Raw genomic sequence first — 19,677 nt, 5'->3', positions numbered from 1 at the left:
AACAAAACCAAAATAGAGAATCAGTTTTGAGGTGGAATACATTTTGCTTAATTTAAAACAACGAAAATATCAGGTCATTGTCATGTGTTAAATAAATTGAAAGATTAAGGTCGAGAAGGGGTGTTTTTAATAAACAGATGAATGACTGAAATGAAATTGAATATTAGAAAAACGGTCAATTGAGTCGTCTTTTTAATTTAAAAATCAGACAAGTTCAAGTCATGTTTTTAGACCGTAAAGTGCGTTGTATTGCTATGGGCTTGTGCGTATTATCAGATTTAATTGTATGTAGCTTGAAATCATCAGCAATACAGATAAAAATCGGTTAGCTGAAAAGTTATCAAAAAATATACATTTAAAAGATACCTGCAAATGGTGCGATATCGTCTTTTTGATTTTAGCTAACGGACTAAAAAAAATTACTGGAGTGTATTGATAAGATGTCGAATCAAAATCTGAGTGAGTCTCATGAACAAGGTGAGCTCCATCGTAGCCTCTCAAATCGGCATTTACAGCTGATCGCGATTGGCGGTGCAATTGGTACGGGATTGTTTATGGGATCGGGCAAAACAATTAGTCTTGCTGGCCCATCAATCTTATTCATTTACCTGATCATTGGTGTGATGGTGTTTTTTGTCATGCGTGCGCTTGGCGAACTACTTCTTTCAAATTTGGCCTACAAATCATTTATTGATTTCACAACAGATTTAATTGGCCCATGGGCAGGTTATTTTGTAGGCTGGACGTATTGGCTATGCTGGATCACAATTGGTATTGCCGATCTGTCTGCAATTATCTATTACTTACAATTCTTTAATAATGGTCTACCTTTCTCGCCTGTCGAAGGTGCCATGATCAGTGTTGCGGCCATCGTATTCATTATGGGCTTGAACTTGTTAACAGTTCGCTTGTTTGGTGAATTGGAGTTTTGGTTTGCGCTCATTAAGATCCTTGCAATTATCATTTTAATTGCTGTGGGTTTATGGATGATCTTTACGGGCTTTACCTCGACTACAGGTGAAGTTGCTTCATTTACTCATCTTTGGGCTAATGGTGGTTTCTTCCCAACAGGGGTGCATGGTTTCTTGGCAGGCTTCCAGATTGCAATCTTTGCTTTCGTTGGTGTAGAGCTGGTTGGAACAACGGCTGCGGAAACTAAAGATCCTGAACGTAATTTGCCTAAAGCAATTAACTCAATTCCAATTCGTATCATTATTTTCTATGTGTTCGCATTAATTATTGTAATGTCTGTAACACCATGGAATCGAATTGATCCAGCCATCAGTCCATTTGTAAATTTGTTTAGTCAAGCAGGTGTTGCAGCAGCAGCAATCTTGATGAACTTAGTCGTATTGTCATCAGTGATGTCATCAATGAACAGTGGCGTGTTTTCAACAAGTCGTATGTTATTTGGTCTATCACGTGAAGACCAAGGACCTAAAGCTTTTGGTAAATTGAACAAACGTGCAGTACCTGCAAATGCATTGTATTTCTCTGCTGCGTGTTTATTGTTAGGTGCGGCTTTACAGTATTTTGTTCCAAATACCGTTGAGGCGTTTACGCTTGCAACAACACTTTCAACGATTCTGTTCATTTGTGTGTGGTTGTTAATTATCTGGAGTTACATCCGCTATTACACTACGCGCCCTGAACTACATGCCAAATCAACATTTAAATTACCGGGTGGTTTATTTACCTGTTGGATCACCATTATTTTCTTTGTTGGCATGATTTATGTGTTGTCTTTAGAGCCAGATACGTTTAAAGCGCTTAAGGTAAGTCCAATCTGGTTTATTATCTTGCTCATTGGTTATTTCTTCTTCTATAAACCACGCAATAAAAAATAATTAAACTTATTTGGTTATGACTAAACGCCGGCTGGAAAGCTGGCGTTTTTTATGCATATTGTTTTTCTCTTTAAGTTTACTCTTTAGCCGCTTGCATGATCACGGTATACTGCATCGAATTGTTTAAATCAGGTGCTCAGATGCGTCGTGTCATTTGCCTCATCAGTTTATTGAGCAGCAGTGTTTTGCTTAGTGCTTGTGGTCAGTCAGGAGTATTACAACTACCTTCTGATCCAAATTATGACAAACGTGCAAAATACTTGCTCTATCGTAATAAAGAACCAAAACAAGTTGTGCAAAACGATGAAAAGGCTGAACAGTCAGCCGAATCTTCAACAGCTCCAACCCAAACAACATCACCTTAAGCTTTGAAATAAGGACACATTCATGAGTTTCACCCGCATTAATGGAGTATTGCACGCAGAGCAATGTTCTCTGGAGCAGCTTGCGCAGCAATTTGGCACACCGTTGTATGTTTATTCAAAAACAGCTTTTGAAAAACATTATCTAGATATGGATCGTGCTTTTGACTTTATTGATCATCAAATCTGTTTTGCGGTGAAATCTAACTCAAATTTAGCTGTTCTTAATGTATTGGCAAAACTTGGTGCGGGTTTTGATATCGTATCTGGTGGTGAGCTTGCACGTGTTTTAAAAGCGGGTGGGGATGCATCTAAAATTGTTTTCTCGGGTTTAGGTAAAACCGAAGTTGATATTGAAACATCGTTAAATGTAGGTATTGCTTGCTTTAACGTAGAGTCATACGCAGAACTAGACCGTCTTCAAAAAGTTGCGGCTCGTTTGGGTAAGAAAGCTCCGATTTCTTTACGTGTAAATCCTGATGTAGATGCAAAAACACATCCTTATATTTCAACAGGTCTTAAAGAAAATAAATTTGGTATTCCAAGTGATACCGTTTATGAAACTTATCAATATGCTGCATCTTTACCCAACCTTGAAATTATTGGGATTGACTGCCACATCGGTTCGCAATTAACCGAGACTAAGCCATTTGTTGATGCTTTAGATCGTGTCATGTTGATGATTGATGAATTAAAAAAACTTGGCATCAATCTTAAACATATTGATATTGGCGGTGGTTTAGGTGTTTGTTATAAAGATGAGACGCCACCAAGTGTTGAAGAATATGCCAACTCAATGAAACCTGCTTTAGAAAAGTTAGGTCTCAAGGTTTATATGGAGCCGGGCCGTAGCATTAGCGCAAATGCAGGCGTGCTTTTAACAAAAGTTGATTTGCTTAAACCAACGAGCCACCGTAACTTTGCCATTATTGATGTCGCAATGAACGATTTGATTCGCCCTGCATTATATGAAGCGTGGATGGATATCCAACCTGTGGTACCAAGTTCAGATACTGAAGAAAAAACTTGGGATCTTGTTGGTGCAATCTGTGAGACAGGTGACTTCATTGGTAAAGATCGTTCATTGGCTTTAAAAGAAAATGACTTGTTAGCTGTTCTCGGTGCTGGTGCTTATGGTTTTGTAATGAGTTCAAATTACAACACACGTGGACGTGCCGCTGAAGTAATGGTATCAGGCGATAAAGCTCATTTGATTCGTGAACGTGAAACAGTTGAATCCCTTTGGGAAAAAGAACGTTTATTGCCTGAGGAGTAAATGAGATGTTATTAGAATTTACTAAAATGCATGGCTTAGGCAATGACTTTATGGTGGTTGATCTGATTAGCCAGCGTGCTTATTTAGATACAGAAACAATTCAACGCTTAGCTGACCGTCATTTTGGGATTGGTTTTGATCAGCTTTTAATTGTTGAACCACCAGATTTACCAGAAGCAGATTTTAAATATCGTATTTTTAATGCTGATGGTTCTGAAGTTGAACAGTGTGGTAACGGTGTCCGTTGTTTTGCTCGTTTTGTACATGAGCGTCATTTAACGAGCAAAACCAATATTACTGTTCAAACCAAAGCCGGTATTGTAAAGCCAGAACTGGGGCAAAATGGTTGGGTACGCGTGAATATGGGTTACCCGAAATTTTTACCAAATGAAATTCCATTTGTTGCTGAACAACCAGAAGCTTTATATACACTTGAGTTAGCCAATGACCAAAACATTAGTATTGATGTGGTCAATATGGGCAATCCTCATGCCGTAACGATTGTTCCTGATGTACTCACGGCAGATGTCGCTGGTATTGGTCCACAAGTTGAGTCACATAAACGTTTTCCTGAGCGTGTGAATGCTGGTTTTATGCAAGTAATTGATGAAAACCATGTGCGCCTTCGTGTATTTGAACGTGGTGTAGGTGAAACACTTGCATGTGGTACAGGTGCTTGTGCTGCTGCGGTAAGTGGCATGCGCCGTGGCTTACTTGCTAATTCTGTAGAAGTTGAATTGGCTGGCGGTAAATTGCAAATCGAATGGCAAGAAGGCGATGTGGTCTGGATGACTGGTCCAACAACCCATGTGTATGATGGGCGTTTGGATTTACGTTATTTCCAAGGCTAATAGCGTTACCTAAATAGAAGCCTCTTTTCATCAACTAAACTGATAAAAGAGGCTTTCTTTTATATGTACAATAATATTTGATTTAACTACTTTATAAGAAATATGAATAATTTAATTTTCCTTCCCGGTGCTTCAGGAAGTATTAGTTTTTGGCATCCATTAATTGAAAAACTACCTCAGCAGTATCATACAAAAATTATTGGTTATCCGGGCTTTGGAGATACACCAGAATCTGTAGAGGTTAAAAATTTTAAAGACTTAACAAACTATGTTCTTAATCAAATTAATGATGAGTCTGTAATTATTGCTCAATCTATGGGAGGAATTTTTGCTGTTGCCGCAGCGTTGCAAAAACCTCAACTGGTTAAAGGGCTGGTCTTGATTGCAACTTCTGGTGGAATCAATCTTGAAAGATTCAATGTACAAGATTGGCGTGAAGCATATCGCCAAGCATTTTTAAAATATCCAGATTGGTTTGTTACTACCAATATTAACTATGAAGAATTTTTGTCAGATATAAGCATCGAAACTTTACTAATTTGGGGCGACCAAGATCCAGTGAGTCCAGTAGTGGGGACATACTTAAATCAGATATTTAAAAGTTCAACATTGCATATTGTTAAAGGGGGAGATCATCAGTTGGCAGAAAAATATGCAGATGAAGTTGTAATCCAAATAAAAGACTATTTAAAAAAGCTGAAGTAACTCTTTAAGTTATATTAAGCGTGCTAGGTGCCAGCACGCTTTTTAGGTTTACTTTTTGCTCAAAGCCAATTTCAAAGCAAACAACACAAAAATACTGCCTGTAATACGGTCCATATATTTCACAAATTTAGGTTGCTTTAGATAACGCGACAGTGGTTGCATAGCCAAAATTAATAGAGTTGACCATAACATTCCAATTACTACATGAATCATCACTAGCCCCATGACCCAAGTGACAGCCGATGCTTGCGGTGGAATAAATTGGGGAAGAAATGAAATATAAAAAATGCCGACTTTAGGATTAAGTAAATTACCCAAAAAACCTTTAATGAACCAATTTTGTGAAGTGGGTATATTTGAATTACTCCCTTGCATATCTGTAAGTTGACTACGCGGTTTTAAAATCATATTCAAACCCAGCCATGCAAGATAAGCGGCCCCCATCCATTTCAATATATTAAAAGCTAAATCAGAAGCCATGAGCAAAGCACCCAGACCGCAAGCAACCACGATTCCCCACGCAATACAACCAAGGCTAATGCCTACTGCTGCTTGGAATGCTTTGGATTTACCTTCAAGTGTAGCAGTACGAATAATTAAAGTCGTATCTAGACCCGGGGTAAGCGTAAGTAAGGTAATTGCAAGTAGATAGGGTATGAGTATGGTGGTCATGGCAGCAAGGTTCCGACAAATACTTGAGCTAAAGTGTAATACATATATAAGGTAGTTAGTTATTATGCTGTAAGATCTCAATTTTCCTGATCAACTACTTTTTGGTACACTGAAAAAAATAAAATGAGCAAATAAATGGAGAGCAATTTGGATTTTGCATTACAACTGCTCTCAATGTGGTTAAAAGAAAGAAAAATTCAGAACCAGTCTGAGCACACGATTACGGCTTATGAAAGAGATGTTAAAAGCTTTCTTGAGTTTTGTGATCTCAAACAAATTGATTTAAGAAATGTTGAAGCTTCAGATTTACGTGAATATTTAGCCCAGCGTGTTGAGCAGGACCAGTTAAGTTCAAGCAGTATGCAGCGTCATCTCACTTCCATTCGCCAGTTCATGAAATGGGCAGAACAAGGAAAATATCTAGAAATTAATCCTACTGATGATTTTAAGCTAAAACGTCAGCCTAGACCTTTGCCCGGTATGATCGACATAGAAACGGTTAATCAGATTTTAGATCAACCTATGCCTGAAAAACCGATTGATCAGCAACTGTGGTTACGTGATAAAGCCATGCTCGAGTTACTTTACTCAAGTGGTTTACGTCTGGCTGAGCTGCAAGGTTTAACAATTAAAGATATAGATTTTAATCGGCAACTGGTCCGTATTACCGGTAAAGGAAATAAAACCCGTATTGTACCATTTGGGAAAAAGGCGAAAGAAAGCCTATTGAATTGGCTAAAAATTTACAAAATCTGGAAAGGCCATTTTGATCAAAATGCTTTTGTTTTTATTTCTCAAAGAGGTGGAGTGTTAACCCCGCGACAAATCGAAAAACGTGTAAAGCTTCAGGCGCAAAGAGCAGGTGTAAATGTGGATTTACATCCTCATTTATTAAGACATTGTTTTGCTAGCCACATGTTATCAAGTAGTGGTGATTTACGCTCAGTTCAAGAAATGTTAGGTCATAGTAATTTGTCTACGACACAAATTTATACGCATATTGATTTTGATCATTTGGCACAAGTCTATGATCGAGCTCACCCAAGAGCACAAAAGAACGAATAGATTTAAAAACTATCTTAATAATAAAGTTGACCAAAATGGCAAGTCTTATACGAATGTAGACATCATTTGTATTTTTTTAGAAATTTGTTTAAGAGAAATAGGGAAAATAGTCAAATTGACCATTTTGATCTTTGGATATTTTGTAGGTACCCCTGAGTCAAAAACATCTAATCTCGATTATTTAAAGGCGATCTTATGTTTCTGGCTAATAAGCTAAATAAGATAAAAAGATAATAAAAATCAATATATAAAATAGAGTGTAAAAAGAATGAAATAGCACCTAATAAGGCATAATATTTTTTTTATGAACTGATGGTTTCATTTTTTTTGTGCTGTTCTGGAAAATTGTGACTTGACCGAAATGCCAAACACATTGCAAGATAGGGTACCTAAAAAATTTTAATTGAAGAGTTAATATACTTTTCTCAACATTTACTTTTGCTAGAACAGCCGAGGATTACATGAAGGCTCTTGTTGCTGTAAAACGCGTGGTTGATGCCAACGTCAAAGTTCGTGTTAAGCCGGACAATAGTGGGGTTGACCTAACTAACGTTAAAATGTCAATTAACCCATTTTGTGAAATCGCAGTGGAAGAAGCGGTTCGCTTAAAAGAAAAAGGAACAGTAACAGAAATCGTTGTTGTTTCTGTGGGTCCTAAAGAAGCTCAAGAACAAATCCGTTCTGCAATGGCTTTGGGTGCAGACCGCGGTATTTTAGTTGAAACTGCTGATGAAATTGGTGCTCTAGAAGTTGCTAAAATCCTCAAAGGCGTTGTTGATGCTGAGAAACCAGAACTTATTCTTCTTGGTAAACAAGCAATTGATGACGACTCTAACCAAGTAGGTCAAATGCTTGGCGCTTTACTTGGTGCTGGTCAAGGTACTTTTGCATCTGAAGTTAAAGTTGACGGCGGTAAAGTTCAAGTTACTCGTGAAATCGACGGTGGTTTACAAACTGTTGAGCTTGCACTTCCTGCAATCATCACAACTGACTTACGTTTGAATGAGCCACGTTATGCTGCTCTTCCAAACATTATGAAAGCTCGTAAGAAGCCGCTTGATACTAAATCTCCTGCTGATTATGGCGTTGCAACTGGTACTAAACTTAAAACTGTTAAAGTTGAAGCACCTGCTGAACGTAAAGCTGGCGTACAAGTGAAGTCTGTAGACGAGCTTGTTGAAAAATTGAAAAATGAAGCGAAAGTGATCTAATACAGAAGGATACAATCATGAGTATTTTAGTTATCGCTGATCACAACAACCAGACACTTAACGGTGCAACTTTAAACGTTGTTGCGGCAGCTCAAAAAATCGGTGGTGATATTACTGTATTAGTAGCTGGTTCTGGCGCTCAAGCAGTTGCTGATGCTGCTGCTAAAGTTGCTGGTGTGAGCAAAGTATTACTTGCTGACAATGCTGCTTATGCAAACCAATTGGCTGAAAACGTAGCTGCTTTAGTTGCGGATTTAGCGAAAGGTTACAAATACGTATTAGCTGCTTCTACAACAACTGGTAAGAACATTCTTCCACGTGTTGCTGCTCTTCTTGATGTAAGCATGATCACAGATATTATTTCTGTTGAATCTGCGAATACATTCAAGCGTCCGATCTATGCAGGTAACGCGATTGCTACTGTTCAATCTGACGAAGCAATCATTGTTGGTACAGTTCGTGGTACAGCATTTGATCCAGTAGCTGCTGAAGGTGGTTCTGCTACCGTTGAAGCAGTAAGTGAAGCGAAAGATGCAGGTATTTCTAATTTTGTATCTGAAGAAATCGTGAAACTTGACCGTCCTGAATTGACAGCTGCTCGCATCGTTGTTTCTGGTGGTCGTGGTGTAGGTTCTGGTGAGAACTACCATAAAGTACTTGATCCATTAGCTGATAAGCTTGGTGCAGCACAAGGTGCTTCACGTGCGGCAGTTGATGCAGGCTTCGTACCTAACGACTTCCAGGTTGGACAAACTGGTAAGATCGTTGCACCTGACCTTTATGTTGCTGTAGGTATTTCTGGTGCGATCCAGCATTTGGCTGGTATGAAAGATTCTAAAGTTATTGTTGCAATCAACAAAGACGAAGAAGCGCCAATCAACAGTGTTGCTGACTACTGGTTAGTTGGTGATTTGAACACTGTAGTACCAGAGTTGGTATCTAAACTTTAATCTTTACTGGTTAAAGTCAAAAACCCTTAGTTTTTACTAAGGGTTTTTTTATTGTAGAGATGGATGTTAAAGACTAAATTGGATTTGTTATCTGATTTTGGGTTTGATTTTTATAGAATAAAAATCACATAGTTTTAATAAGGTGAACCTATGCCCATTACAGCGATATGATAAGAATAATATGCAATTAAATTATACAAATATCACCAGATTGACCATGTAGATTCCGTACATTCCAAAGCGCTTTTGTGCTATAGTATACAGCTATATTTTTTTCGACTTTAGTTCAGTTTTCGGAACTAAATTTTTTGCAAGATCAAGACATATAAGCAGATGGAAATTTCTATCTGTAAGAAGGAGTATGCATGAGCGTATCGGAAATCCGACCGATTGCCATTGAGGATGAACTCAAGCATTCATATTTAGATTACGCGATGAGTGTAATCGTATCTCGTGCATTGCCGGATGTGAGAGACGGTCTAAAACCTGTTCACCGTCGTGTACTATTTGCCATGCACGAATTGGGCAATGACTATAACAAAGCCTACAAGAAATCTGCACGTGTTGTTGGGGACGTAATCGGTAAATATCACCCTCATGGTGACTCAGCTGTTTATGAAACCATTGTACGTATGGCTCAGGACTTTAGCTTACGTTATTTATTGGTAGATGGTCAGGGTAACTTCGGTTCGATTGATGGCGATAGCGCAGCTGCAATGCGTTATACCGAAGTCCGTATGACAAAGTTAGCGCACGAACTTCTTGCAGATCTAGAAAAAGACACTGTTGACTGGGAAGATAACTACGACGGATCTGAGCGTATTCCTCAGGTGGTTCCGACACGTGTTCCAAACTTGCTAATTAATGGTGCTGCCGGTATTGCTGTTGGTATGGCAACAAACATGGCACCACACAACATGACAGAAGTTGTGAATGCATGTTTAGCCTATGCCGACAATCCGAATATCTCGATTGAAGGATTGATGGAATATATTAGTGGTCCTGATTTCCCTACAGGCGGTATTATTTACGGTAAATCAGGTATTGTTGATGCATACCGTACAGGTAAAGGCCGACTACACATTCGTGGTAAGTACCATTTCGAAGAAGATGAAAAGACAGGTCGTATAACCATCGTCTTTACTGAAATTCCATATCAAGTCAACAAAGCAAGAGTCATTGAGCGTATTGCCGAGTTAGTTAAAGAGAAAAAACTTGAAGGTATTTCAGAGCTTCGTGATGAGTCTGATAAAGACGGTATGCGTATTGCGATTGACTTGAAACGCGGTGAAAACGCAGAAGTCATTGTAAATAACTTATTCTTAAATACACAGCTTGAAAACTCATTCAGCATCAACATGGTTTGTCTTGACAATGGACAACCAAAATTGATGAATCTGAAAGATATTATTGCGGCATTTATTCGTCACCGCCAAGAAGTAGTGACACGCCGTACCATGTTCGAATTGCGTAAAGCACGTGAACGTGGTCATATCTTGGAAGGCTTAACCGTTGCCTTAGCCAATATTGATGAAATTATCGAAACCATTAAAACTTCTGCTAACCCAGCTGAAGCGCGTGAGCGTTTACTAGCAGGTGAGTGGGCTGGCGGTGGTGTCGTTTCTTTACTCGAAAAAGCTGGCGCTATTTCTGTTCGCCCAGATGAAATTGAAGGTGAAAACCCAGATCGTCCATTTGGCTTATCTGAATCGATTTATCGTCTATCTCCAACGCAAGTAGGTGCAATTTTAGAATTGCGTTTACATCGTTTAACGGGTCTTGAGCAAGATAAATTACATGCTGAATATACTGAAATTTTAGGTCAAATTGCTGAACTTACTGCAATTCTTAATGATTTCAATTTATTGATGGCTGTGATTCGTGAAGAATTAGCACAAGTTTTACAACAGTATGGTGATGGACGTCGTACGGAAATTATTGAATCGCGTATTGATTTTAGTCGTGAAGATTTAATTCCAGAAGAACAAGTTGTATTAACGGTTTCACAAACAGGCTACGCAAAAACTCAACCGCTTTCTGACTATCAGGCTCAGCGCCGTGGTGGACGTGGTAAGTCTGCAACTTCAATGAAGAGTGATGACTTTATTCAACATCTCATTGTAGCTTCAAACCATGCGACTGTGCTGTGTTTTACTAACGTAGGTAAAGTATATCGCCTTCGCGTATTTGAAGTGCCTCAAGCATCACGTGGTGCAAAAGGCCGCCCGATTATAAACTTGTTACCTTTAGATGCGAACGAAACAGTAACTGCGATCTTGCCGTTAACAGAGTTCCTAGAAAACCATTACGTATTTATGGCAACAGCTTCAGGTACAGTTAAACGTGTTGATTTGGAGCAGTTCTCTAACATTCGTTCAAATGGCTTACGTGCAATTGAACTTAATGAAGAGGATACCTTAATTGGTGTTGCGATTACTGATGGTAATCAGCAAATCATGTTGTTCTCGAATGAAGGTAAGGCAATTCGTTTTGCTGAAACCGATGTGCGTTCAATGGGTCGTACTGCTAAAGGCGTCCGTGGTATGCGCGTTAGCATTGCAAGCAACACTTTAAGTGAAGAAGATGCGGAAATTGAAAATGATGAATCTGATGATAATGAAGATTCAGCAGAGTTAAGTGTAGTAAGTCGCATCGTATCACTTGTTGTTGTTCCTGAAACGGGTGAAGTGCTGTGTGCGAGTGCCAATGGTTATGGTAAACGTACTCCTGTAAATGACTTCCCAACCAAAAAACGTGGTGGTAAGGGTGTTATTGCAATTAAGACAAGTGAACGTAATGGTGAGCTTGTGGGTGCGGTATCTATTGATGAAAGCAAAGAACTGTTGCTTATTTCTGATGGCGGTACATTAGTTCGTACTCGTGCAGCAGAAGTTGCAATGACTGGTCGTAATGCACAAGGTGTACGTCTAATTCGTTTAAGCGAAGAAGAAACCTTGGTGGGTGTTGTGTCTATTGAAGCGGTTGAAGATGAAGAAGAGTTTCTCGAAGGAGAAGTGGATACTTCAGAATTAGATACCGAAGATGCGGTGTCTACGAATGACGATGCATCAGAAGAGTAAATAGAAATTAAATAAAAAAGGAAGCGTAAGCTTCCTTTTTTATTTTATGAAGAAGATTTTTTAACAAGTCGATAATAAGCTAAGCACATTAATATTAATCCGGCTGTCGCAAGAAATATCAATTTTGGTACAACCGTTGCTAAAGGAACACCCATCTGATTAAGTTGTACAAACATTTGTACGGCATGTGTAGAGGGTAAACACCAAGCAAACCATTGTAACCACTCGGGCATGGCTTGATGAGGCCATGCAGCTCCAGTTAATAAGAATAAAGGTATAGAGCTAAACACAATAATATGTCCAGCACGTTCTGGCATATCTAAAAGTGAGCCAATCAGCATGCCTAATCCAATCACACAACTAATAAAAGTAGGAACGGCGACTAGCAAGCCAGTAAAGTTCCCACCGTGTGGATAGTCATTGAACCACAAGGTAAAACCGAAAAGATAAAAACATCCTAAACAGCCAATGGTAAATATACTTGCAAAAATTCCAGCGAAGCGAACACCTGTAATTTTTTGGTGTTGTTCACGGTAGCTTGCGATTAGCATTGCTAAACCTAACACAATCGTTTGATGGATAATTAAACCTGCAACAGCTGGAAAAATATAACTTCCATATCCTGAAAGCGGGTTAAATAACGGGACTTGATGAATAGAAAGGGCCGGTTGGAAATGTGTGCGCTCTCCAAATCTTTCAATATATTCTTTTAATGTGGCTTCAATGGATGTGGCTAAACCTAAACCAATTTCTTTAGTTTTTAAAAAGTTTGTTGTGCTCAGATATAAGCCAATTCCACCCGTTTCTCCTCGACGCAAGCTTTGTGTTAAGTTGCTTGGTAAAAGTAAAATACCATCGGCCTTTTGTTCACGAACCATTTGTTCAGCTTGTAAAAAATTACTTGTAACGGTAACAATATGAACATGTGGACTATTTGCACTTTGGCCGATTAATTGAGAGGTTAATAGGCTTTGTTCTTCATCGACAATCACGATTGGAATTGATTCTGCGCGCTCAGCTTTATAGGCGGTAGGATAAAAAAAGCTATAAAGAATAACCGATAAAATCAGAGTTGTTAAAACCGAGCTATTACTAACAATATCTTTAAAAGTTTGCCCATAAGCCTTTAAAAACTCTTTCATGGAGTTGCTCCCCGAATTAATTTTTTAAGCAGCAGAGAGCTTAAAAAGAAGTAAATAAGGCAGTAACCCAGAAGTATTAAAAAGGGAATCATTGAAATGAAAAGTGGACTACCAATCACCCATTGCTCGGTTTGCAGCTTGGCATAAGGTGTATAGGGAATAATGAGGGACCAAAATTTAGTGAAAATCGGTGCATTATTTAAAGGCAAAGTAACGCCTGCAAAACTTAAAGATGAGCCACCATAGACGGCAATAAAGCCAAAAGTTTTGCTCAAATTTTTAGTGGCAAGAATGACCGTACTGCTAATTAAAGCATAGGCAAAATAAAGTAAGAACTGTGCGACCAGCAATAAACTTAAGGAACCCGCTACGAACCAGCCACGGATTTCAACTAGCCAAAACATCCACAACCATGTCCAAAAACAGAAAATAAGGCTATAGAGCAAATTTTTAGCCAATAAGCCTTGAATAAAATTTTCTCGGTTTACCCATTGAGTGAGGGTATTACGTTTTAGTTCTTGTCCAATTGCAAAAGCAACACAGCAGCATAGCAACAGATGCAATACGGCAGGAACCATAAATGGCTCTAAATAAAACTCATAGCTCATGCTCGGGTTGTAAAGCGTTGATACTTTTACATGAGCTGTAGGTACATCTAAATAGGGAATATTATTTGCAAGATAACTTTGGCCTGCATAGTCTGCTAAAGCATTGAGGGTACTTACCAACATTGCTGAAGAAATCGTATTTCCCACACTAAAGAAAGACTGGTTAAAAGCAATGCTGATTTGAGCATCTTGCGCTTTCACAAAACGCTTTTCAGCGCCGTCCGGAATAAAAACATAACCCCAGATTTTGGTTTCATTCAGTAACTGTTCAGCTTCAGTAGAGCTTGCCGTAATTGTTTTAATATCTACCGTATGATTCAACGAAAGATACTTTTCAATATTACGGCTGAGTTCACTTTGGTCTTGGTCAATAATGGCAATGGGTAAATGTTCAGCTTTACCTGCGTAAAACATGCTGCTAAACATAAAAATGATAAAAGCGGGGATGAGTGTCACCATACACAAATCCCATTTGTTGCTTTTTAGATAGTTTAGTTCACGTAATATACTGGCAAACATACTTTATTTTTCTTCTTTAATTTTAAAGAGAACACTCATACCCACTTTTAAATCTTGCACTGGTTTTTCAGGTACAAGATGAAGTTTAAAGCTACGAATATCATAGCCTCCAGTTTGACGAGTAGTTTTAATCGTCGCAAATTCACCTTCAGCATCAATATTTTTAATTTTAAAAGTCACATTTTGATTCAGTGCAGGAATAAAACCTTCAAGGGTTTTATTTCTATAAACAGAGGCATATTGATTTTCACCCACATTTAAACTCACCCATAAATCATCATCTTCTAGAATGCTGACAACAGGTACACCCATAGCGACTAACTCAGAAGGCTTGCCGTAAGTTTTTGAAACTGTACCTGAAATAGGGGAGAATAAACGTGTCTCAGCTTCAAGTGCTTTTGCTTCACCTACAGCTGCTTTTGCAATTTCAACCTGTGCATCTGCTGTAGATTTTTGCTGGCTAGTACTACCTCGTTTTGCACGAGCATATTGTTGATAAGAGGCTTCACTTAATTCTTGCGCAGAAGTTTGAGCCGCTAGCATCTCATCTCGTCTTTGGCGTGAAATAACACCTTGTCTATATAAATTTTCACCGCGTTGGTAAGTGGTTTTTGCAAGGTTTGCTTGTGCTTTTGTGCTTTGCCAGTTGGCATAAAGAGTATCGATATTTTCTTGCTGAGAACCACGGTCTACCGTAGATTGAAATGCTAAAGCTGATTGTAAAGCTGCCAAGGCTTGTTGCTTTTTAGCTTCTATTTCTGGGCTAACCAAGCGAACAAGTGGCTGGCCTTTGGAAATTTTCTGGCCTTCTTGTACATAAATTTCTTCAATACGGCTTGGAACTTTCGTACTCACGTGAATAGTTTCGGCTTCAACCCGACCTTGTAGTTCAATAGGCTTTGGCTGATAACTTTTCCACAAACCAAAAATAATTAAACCTAATAGCGCAATAATTACTAAGCCAATAATTAGTTTAAGCTTGGAGTTTTTAGGTGGTTGAGAGTCACCATTATTTATGTTTGATTCAGGGGTGTCACTCGCTTGATCGTTTTTTTGAGATTGGTTAATTTCTACCGTATCCGCAGCAAGAGAATCCTGTTCTGAATGAGATGATTCTTGATTCATTTTATACTCCTATTAACGGATATAGTCGGTATGTGGTTGATTGACATAAGCTTTAAATTGATCAATTGAACCATGACTTTGCAATAGAGTCGCGAGTGACATGACATATTTATAGGCGTTTAAAGCCATTTCAGTTTTTAACGCGCTTAATGCATTTTGTGCATCAATGACTTGGGTTGCTGTACCCATTCCTTCACGGAAAGAAAGCTCTTGGATACGCAAGTTTTCTTGAGCGGCATTTACGTTTCTTTGTAAGAGTTGATGGCTTTGCTGAGCAGAACTGAGTTCGTTATATGACTTATTCAAAAGAGCTTCAATCTCTTGCTTAGTGCGTTCGGTCATAAGTTCAGAAGCATAACGCTTTAATTCGGCAGCATGGATATTCTTATTTTTATCTACACCAGAGAATAGGTTGTATTTTGCCATTACACCTACAATCCAGTTTTCATTTTCATCAAGGGCATATTCACCAAATGCAAAAAGACTTGGTTTTTTTGCGGCTTGTTGAGCTTGAATATTTACATTAGCCAGTTGGGTATCCATCTGCATTTTTTGTACAAGGCTAGATTTTTGCGAATAACTGGTTAAAAGTGATTCTAGAGACTGGCTTGGAGTGTTATTTACAAATAAGGGTGTACTTAAATCTACATTATTTTGTTGATGTAAAAGATTATTAAGGCTAAAGCGACTGGCATTTAAGTTGGCTTGAGTACTTTGTAAAGTACGTTCCGCATTATTACGCGCGACTTCAAACTGCATGCGTTGCCCTTTACTAATAAATCCTTGCTGTTCGAGCTTTAGGGCATTGCTGTAATGTTTTTGCATGGCATTAAAGTTGAATAAACTACTTGCTACCAGTTGCTGCTGTAATTGAACATTAAAATAACTTTGTACCACTTCAAACCGCTGTACATCTTGTTGCTGTTGACTTGAAAGTTCAGAACGCTGTGCTTGAATGTTGGCTATTTTTTTTGCACTGCTGGTTAAGCCGCCTGTATATAGGGGCATAACGACCGAAATAGAAGGGCGTACAACCTGATCTTCTATAGTCAGATTCGCATAGTCGGGAAAGCGATTTATACCATCATGAATGGTTTGATTTGCACCTTCTTGAACTTGTCCAAGAACATCCGATGGAATGACATTGTTCCACTGTGAAAGTTTATCGTTGAATCCCTGACTTAAATCATTTTCAAGCTTTTGTTTAAAAGAGGCGAGGGGTACGTCTGTTTCGCTATGAAAGGCATATGCTCTGACATTTAAATCAACTCGAGGTAATCCGAGTCCTTTCACTGCTTCAGCTTCTAGTTGAGATGCTTGCTGCAAAGCTTGATTAGCTTGAGTGCTATAAGAACTTTTCAAAGCTTGTTGTTCCGCTTCAGCATAGCTTAAGCTTTGAGCATATAAATGATTTGTGAAAAAAAGTCCTAAGGCCAAAGCAAGATGCTTGGGTTTAAAGAAAAAGGGGCAAATAGACTGTCTATATCGATGTACTGGCATTTTAAATAACAATTTCTGGCATCCCTTATAGTTTAAATTTCTTGTTATTAAATTCAATTATCATCTTGTTTCTTATACATTTGTATAAAAACCTTGTAGTTTTAACCTCCCTTTAATTATTGAATATGACGAAGCCTATATATTTGTAATCCCTATCAAAGTATGTGAAATCATAATCACAAGTCAAGCTGATCTTGATTGAATAAAAAATGTTTTAAATCGATAAAATTGGAAGTCAAAGCAAAGAAATAAATAGAACAATAATTGAAAAAATAAACCTAAATGTAGTCCAGCATTGAAATATTTACTTGAGAAGCTGCTGCAAGCTTAAGCAATCTGTGGTTAAATGCCATTTTTATTGTGTTTGACTTTATACAAGGGAAAAATCATGCGCGCGTACAATTTCTGTGCTGGTCCTGCTGCATTACCTACTGCCGTTTTAGAAAAAGCTCAACAAGAAATGTTGGATTGGCATGGTAAAGGTCTATCCATCATGGAAATGAGTCATCGTAGTGCTGACTATGTTGCTATGGCTGAAAAAGCTGAAGCAGATTTACGTAAGTTAATGAATATTCCAGAAAACTATAAAGTACTGTTTTTACAAGGCGGTGCGTCATTACAATTTTCTGCGATTCCTTTAAACCTTTTGGGTAAGAACAATAAAGCTGATTATATTGATACAGGCATTTGGTCTGAAAAAGCGTTAAAAGAAGCAAAACGTTATGGCGACATTAATGTTGTAGACGCTGGTATTAAAGTAGATGGTAAGTTCGCAATTTCTGAACAAAGCGAATGGAATTTATCTGACGATGCAGCCTATGTACATTATGCAGATAATGAAACGATTGGTGGCTTACAGTTTGCAGGAATTCCTGATGTAAAAGCGCCACTCGTTTGTGACTATTCATCAAGTATTTTATCTGCTCCATTAGATGTGACCAAGTTTGGTTTGATCTATGCTGGCGCACAAAAAAATATTGGTCCTGCTGGTTTAACAATTGTCATTATTCGTGATGACTTACTTGATCAAGCTAAACCAGAAATTCCAAGCATCTTGAAATATGGTGACCAAGCGAAAAATGGTTCTATGGTGAATACACCATCGACTTATGCTTGGTACTTGTCTGGTTTGGTATTTGAGTGGTTGCTAGAGCAGGGTGGGGTAGATGCTATCCATAAAGTTAACCTTGCAAAAGCTCAGTCATTATATGGTTATATCGACTCAAGCGATTTCTACAATAACCCGATTGCAATTCCAAACCGTTCAATTATGAATGTACCGTTTACCTTGGCAGATGAAGCTTTAGAAAAGCAATTCTTAAAAGAAGCGGAAGCAAACCATTTATTAAACTTAGCTGGACATCGCTCTGTCGGTGGTATGCGTGCAAGTATTTATAATGCCGTACCATTAGAAGGCGTACAGGCTTTAATCAACTTTATGGATGATTTTGCAAAGCGTAATGGTTAAGCAAATCAAATAAATAAAGCCCTCAAATGAGGGCTTTATTTTTGAATAAATTTTATAAACTAAAAAGGAACTAAACCAAACTGGTGCATGAATATGGCAGCTAAAAACATACCCAATACAAAAAAGCAAAACGCACCAGTATCGACCTTTACGCGCAGGCTACTAGATTGAATGAGGCTGGTAGTTTGTTCGGGTATAATCTTCATTCAATAACCTAATTATTAAAATATTAGTGAAATTCAATTAGTTTCACCCTTTTTAGCACAAATAGTCGCCTGAATCCAGATATTACCGCGAATATATTCGCCAATATTAAAGTTTTTATACAAATCGTTTTTGGTTGCAATGCGCACTAATATGGCAGGAAGATCATCTTCTAAAACCAAAGTAACATCATAAAGGCTATATTCTGCCCCCATAAATGTCATAGAAGTTTTGCCAACAATATTACCTTGGAACCATGCTTCATCTTCTTGACCAAGATTTTCACCATATAAATAAGCAACCATTTTAGAAAAATCAACGGTTACAGGTTCTTGATCTTCTGGAGTTTTTGGTTGCCATTCATTAATGAGTTCCTGTAAATTTTCAGGAGCAACACCATTATGTTCAGTCAAAATCGCATTTAATGCACGGTGATGTTTAATTGAGGCTGGGTCATCGACAACGATTTTTTCGCCTGCTGGAACCGGTTCTAATTCATAAGCCCATGCATTAAATTGAACTTGATAGTCTTTAGTTTTGTCATATTGACATGAGTTAACGCTAAATAAATTATCAAATGCATAAACCGTTGTATCTTTATTTAGTTTTAAACTTAAAACAGCTTGTGTCGCAGAGTCACAAGTAATGATACGTTCAATTTTCGCATTATATTGATATGGACTTTCAAAACTTGGAAAGGCTGTTTTGAGTGCGCGAGGTTTCTGATTTTCAACCGCAATAATCTGGTTGATTGTAACTTTTTGGTTTTGTGGGCCTTGAATCAACCAAAAAGATTGATCCATCTCTTCTTCATGTTCACATAAGCCCATTGGCATTACAGGTGCATCAAGTGCTAGTCCTAACCATTTTGGTACATCTGTTTCAGGATGGGACGTCAATAGATTCCAATGTTCGCCATGACTACCAAAATTTTGGTCATTTACTTTAATAACTTCTGGACTGTTTTGATTTTTCATAAGCATGATGCTGTTGGGTTCACATTACTTGTTATATTAAATCGAGGGTGTTTGCTATTTTTCAAGTCACCATATGTAAATTCTCTTGTAAAAGCACATATTTAGTCATTGAAAG

16 protein-coding genes are annotated in these 19,677 nt (G+C 38.1%); 10 read left to right on the top strand and 6 right to left on the bottom strand.

The window, feature by feature from the left end; genetic code table 11:
- The first annotated feature begins 440 nt into the window (after nucleotides 1-440).
- From ACPF64_RS18455 to ACPF64_RS18435, 5 genes are all read left to right on the top strand, one after another.
- Nucleotides 441-1,847, top strand: coding sequence for an amino acid permease (locus tag ACPF64_RS18455; RefSeq protein ID WP_004643801.1), 1,407 nt, complete (start codon nucleotides 441-443; stop codon nucleotides 1,845-1,847).
- A gap of 140 nt (nucleotides 1,848-1,987) precedes the next feature.
- The gene (gene lptM / locus ACPF64_RS18450) at nucleotides 1,988-2,212 is read left to right on the top strand and encodes an LPS translocon maturation chaperone LptM (protein WP_005038802.1); all 225 of its coding nucleotides are present in this window, start codon (nucleotides 1,988-1,990) and stop codon (nucleotides 2,210-2,212) included.
- A gap of 22 nt (nucleotides 2,213-2,234) precedes the next feature.
- Nucleotides 2,235-3,485, top strand: a complete 1,251-nt coding sequence (gene lysA, locus ACPF64_RS18445; protein WP_426455019.1) for a diaminopimelate decarboxylase — start codon at nucleotides 2,235-2,237, stop codon at nucleotides 3,483-3,485.
- 5 nt (nucleotides 3,486-3,490) lie between these two features.
- A complete protein-coding gene (dapF, locus tag ACPF64_RS18440; RefSeq protein ID WP_003650169.1) occupies nucleotides 3,491-4,336 on the top strand; it encodes a diaminopimelate epimerase in 846 nt (281 codons plus the stop codon).
- Nucleotides 4,337-4,438: 102 nt separating this feature from the next.
- On the top strand, nucleotides 4,439-5,041 hold the full coding sequence (locus ACPF64_RS18435) for an alpha/beta fold hydrolase (RefSeq protein ID WP_426455016.1): 603 nt from the start codon (nucleotides 4,439-4,441) through the stop codon (nucleotides 5,039-5,041).
- A gap of 48 nt (nucleotides 5,042-5,089) precedes the next feature.
- On the opposite strand, the gene ACPF64_RS18430 is transcribed toward ACPF64_RS18435, so the two are convergent.
- Complete coding sequence (locus tag ACPF64_RS18430) at nucleotides 5,090-5,713, bottom strand: LysE family translocator (RefSeq protein WP_056481554.1); 624 nt, start codon at nucleotides 5,711-5,713, stop codon at nucleotides 5,090-5,092.
- A 174-nt stretch (nucleotides 5,714-5,887) separates the two neighbouring features.
- Here ACPF64_RS18430 and xerA point away from each other — a divergent pair, with 174 nt between their 5' ends.
- The 4 genes from xerA to gyrA all read left to right on the top strand — a co-directional run bounded on the left by xerA (nucleotide 5,888) and on the right by gyrA (nucleotide 12,019).
- On the top strand, nucleotides 5,888-6,778 hold the full coding sequence (xerA, locus tag ACPF64_RS18425) for a site-specific tyrosine recombinase/integron integrase (protein WP_202743108.1): 891 nt from the start codon (nucleotides 5,888-5,890) through the stop codon (nucleotides 6,776-6,778).
- Between the two features lie 461 nt (nucleotides 6,779-7,239).
- Complete coding sequence (locus ACPF64_RS18420; RefSeq protein WP_426455014.1) at nucleotides 7,240-7,989, top strand: electron transfer flavoprotein subunit beta/FixA family protein; 750 nt, start codon at nucleotides 7,240-7,242, stop codon at nucleotides 7,987-7,989.
- Nucleotides 7,990-8,006: 17 nt separating this feature from the next.
- Nucleotides 8,007-8,939, top strand: a complete 933-nt coding sequence (locus tag ACPF64_RS18415; protein ID WP_426455012.1) for an electron transfer flavoprotein subunit alpha/FixB family protein — start codon at nucleotides 8,007-8,009, stop codon at nucleotides 8,937-8,939.
- 365 nt (nucleotides 8,940-9,304) lie between these two features.
- Nucleotides 9,305-12,019 (top strand): DNA gyrase subunit A, encoded by a 2,715-nt coding sequence (gyrA, locus tag ACPF64_RS18410; protein ID WP_017391817.1) that lies wholly within the window; start codon nucleotides 9,305-9,307, stop codon nucleotides 12,017-12,019.
- Between the two features lie 44 nt (nucleotides 12,020-12,063).
- Here gyrA and ACPF64_RS18405 read toward each other — a convergent pair whose 3' ends face one another.
- From ACPF64_RS18405 to ACPF64_RS18390, 4 genes are read right to left on the bottom strand one after another with little or no spacing between them, the layout of a single operon-like run.
- Nucleotides 12,064-13,161 (bottom strand): A1S_2622 family ABC transporter permease subunit, encoded by a 1,098-nt coding sequence (locus ACPF64_RS18405; protein WP_426455009.1) that lies wholly within the window; start codon nucleotides 13,159-13,161, stop codon nucleotides 12,064-12,066.
- Nucleotides 13,158-14,288: an ABC transporter permease gene (locus ACPF64_RS18400; RefSeq protein WP_426455007.1), complete on the bottom strand. Its 1,131-nt coding sequence runs from the start codon at nucleotides 14,286-14,288 to the stop codon at nucleotides 13,158-13,160. Before ACPF64_RS18400 ends, ACPF64_RS18405 begins: the two co-directional genes overlap by 4 nt.
- 3 nt (nucleotides 14,289-14,291) lie before the next feature.
- Nucleotides 14,292-15,413, bottom strand: coding sequence for an HlyD family secretion protein (locus tag ACPF64_RS18395; protein ID WP_198079530.1), 1,122 nt, complete (start codon nucleotides 15,411-15,413; stop codon nucleotides 14,292-14,294).
- Nucleotides 15,414-15,425: 12 nt separating this feature from the next.
- Entirely contained in the window at nucleotides 15,426-16,913 is a 1,488-nt protein-coding gene (locus tag ACPF64_RS18390) for a TolC family protein (RefSeq protein ID WP_198079531.1), read from the bottom strand.
- Nucleotides 16,914-17,301: 388 nt separating this feature from the next.
- On the opposite strand from ACPF64_RS18390, the gene serC reads away from it, so the two are divergent.
- A complete protein-coding gene (gene serC, locus ACPF64_RS18385) occupies nucleotides 17,302-18,381 on the top strand; it encodes a 3-phosphoserine/phosphohydroxythreonine transaminase (protein WP_017387847.1) in 1,080 nt (359 codons plus the stop codon).
- A 239-nt stretch (nucleotides 18,382-18,620) separates the two neighbouring features.
- On the opposite strand, the gene ACPF64_RS18380 is transcribed toward serC, so the two are convergent.
- The gene (locus ACPF64_RS18380) at nucleotides 18,621-19,562 is read right to left on the bottom strand and encodes a hypothetical protein (RefSeq protein ID WP_426455004.1); all 942 of its coding nucleotides are present in this window, start codon (nucleotides 19,560-19,562) and stop codon (nucleotides 18,621-18,623) included.
- Between the last annotated feature and the right edge of the window lie 115 nt (nucleotides 19,563-19,677).

Origin of the sequence: Acinetobacter sp. KB005, from assembly GCF_049949095.1 — a bacterium.
Lineage (GTDB): Bacteria > Pseudomonadota > Gammaproteobacteria > Pseudomonadales > Moraxellaceae > Acinetobacter > Acinetobacter calcoaceticus.
This window is presented reverse-complemented; position numbering and strand designations above follow the sequence as displayed.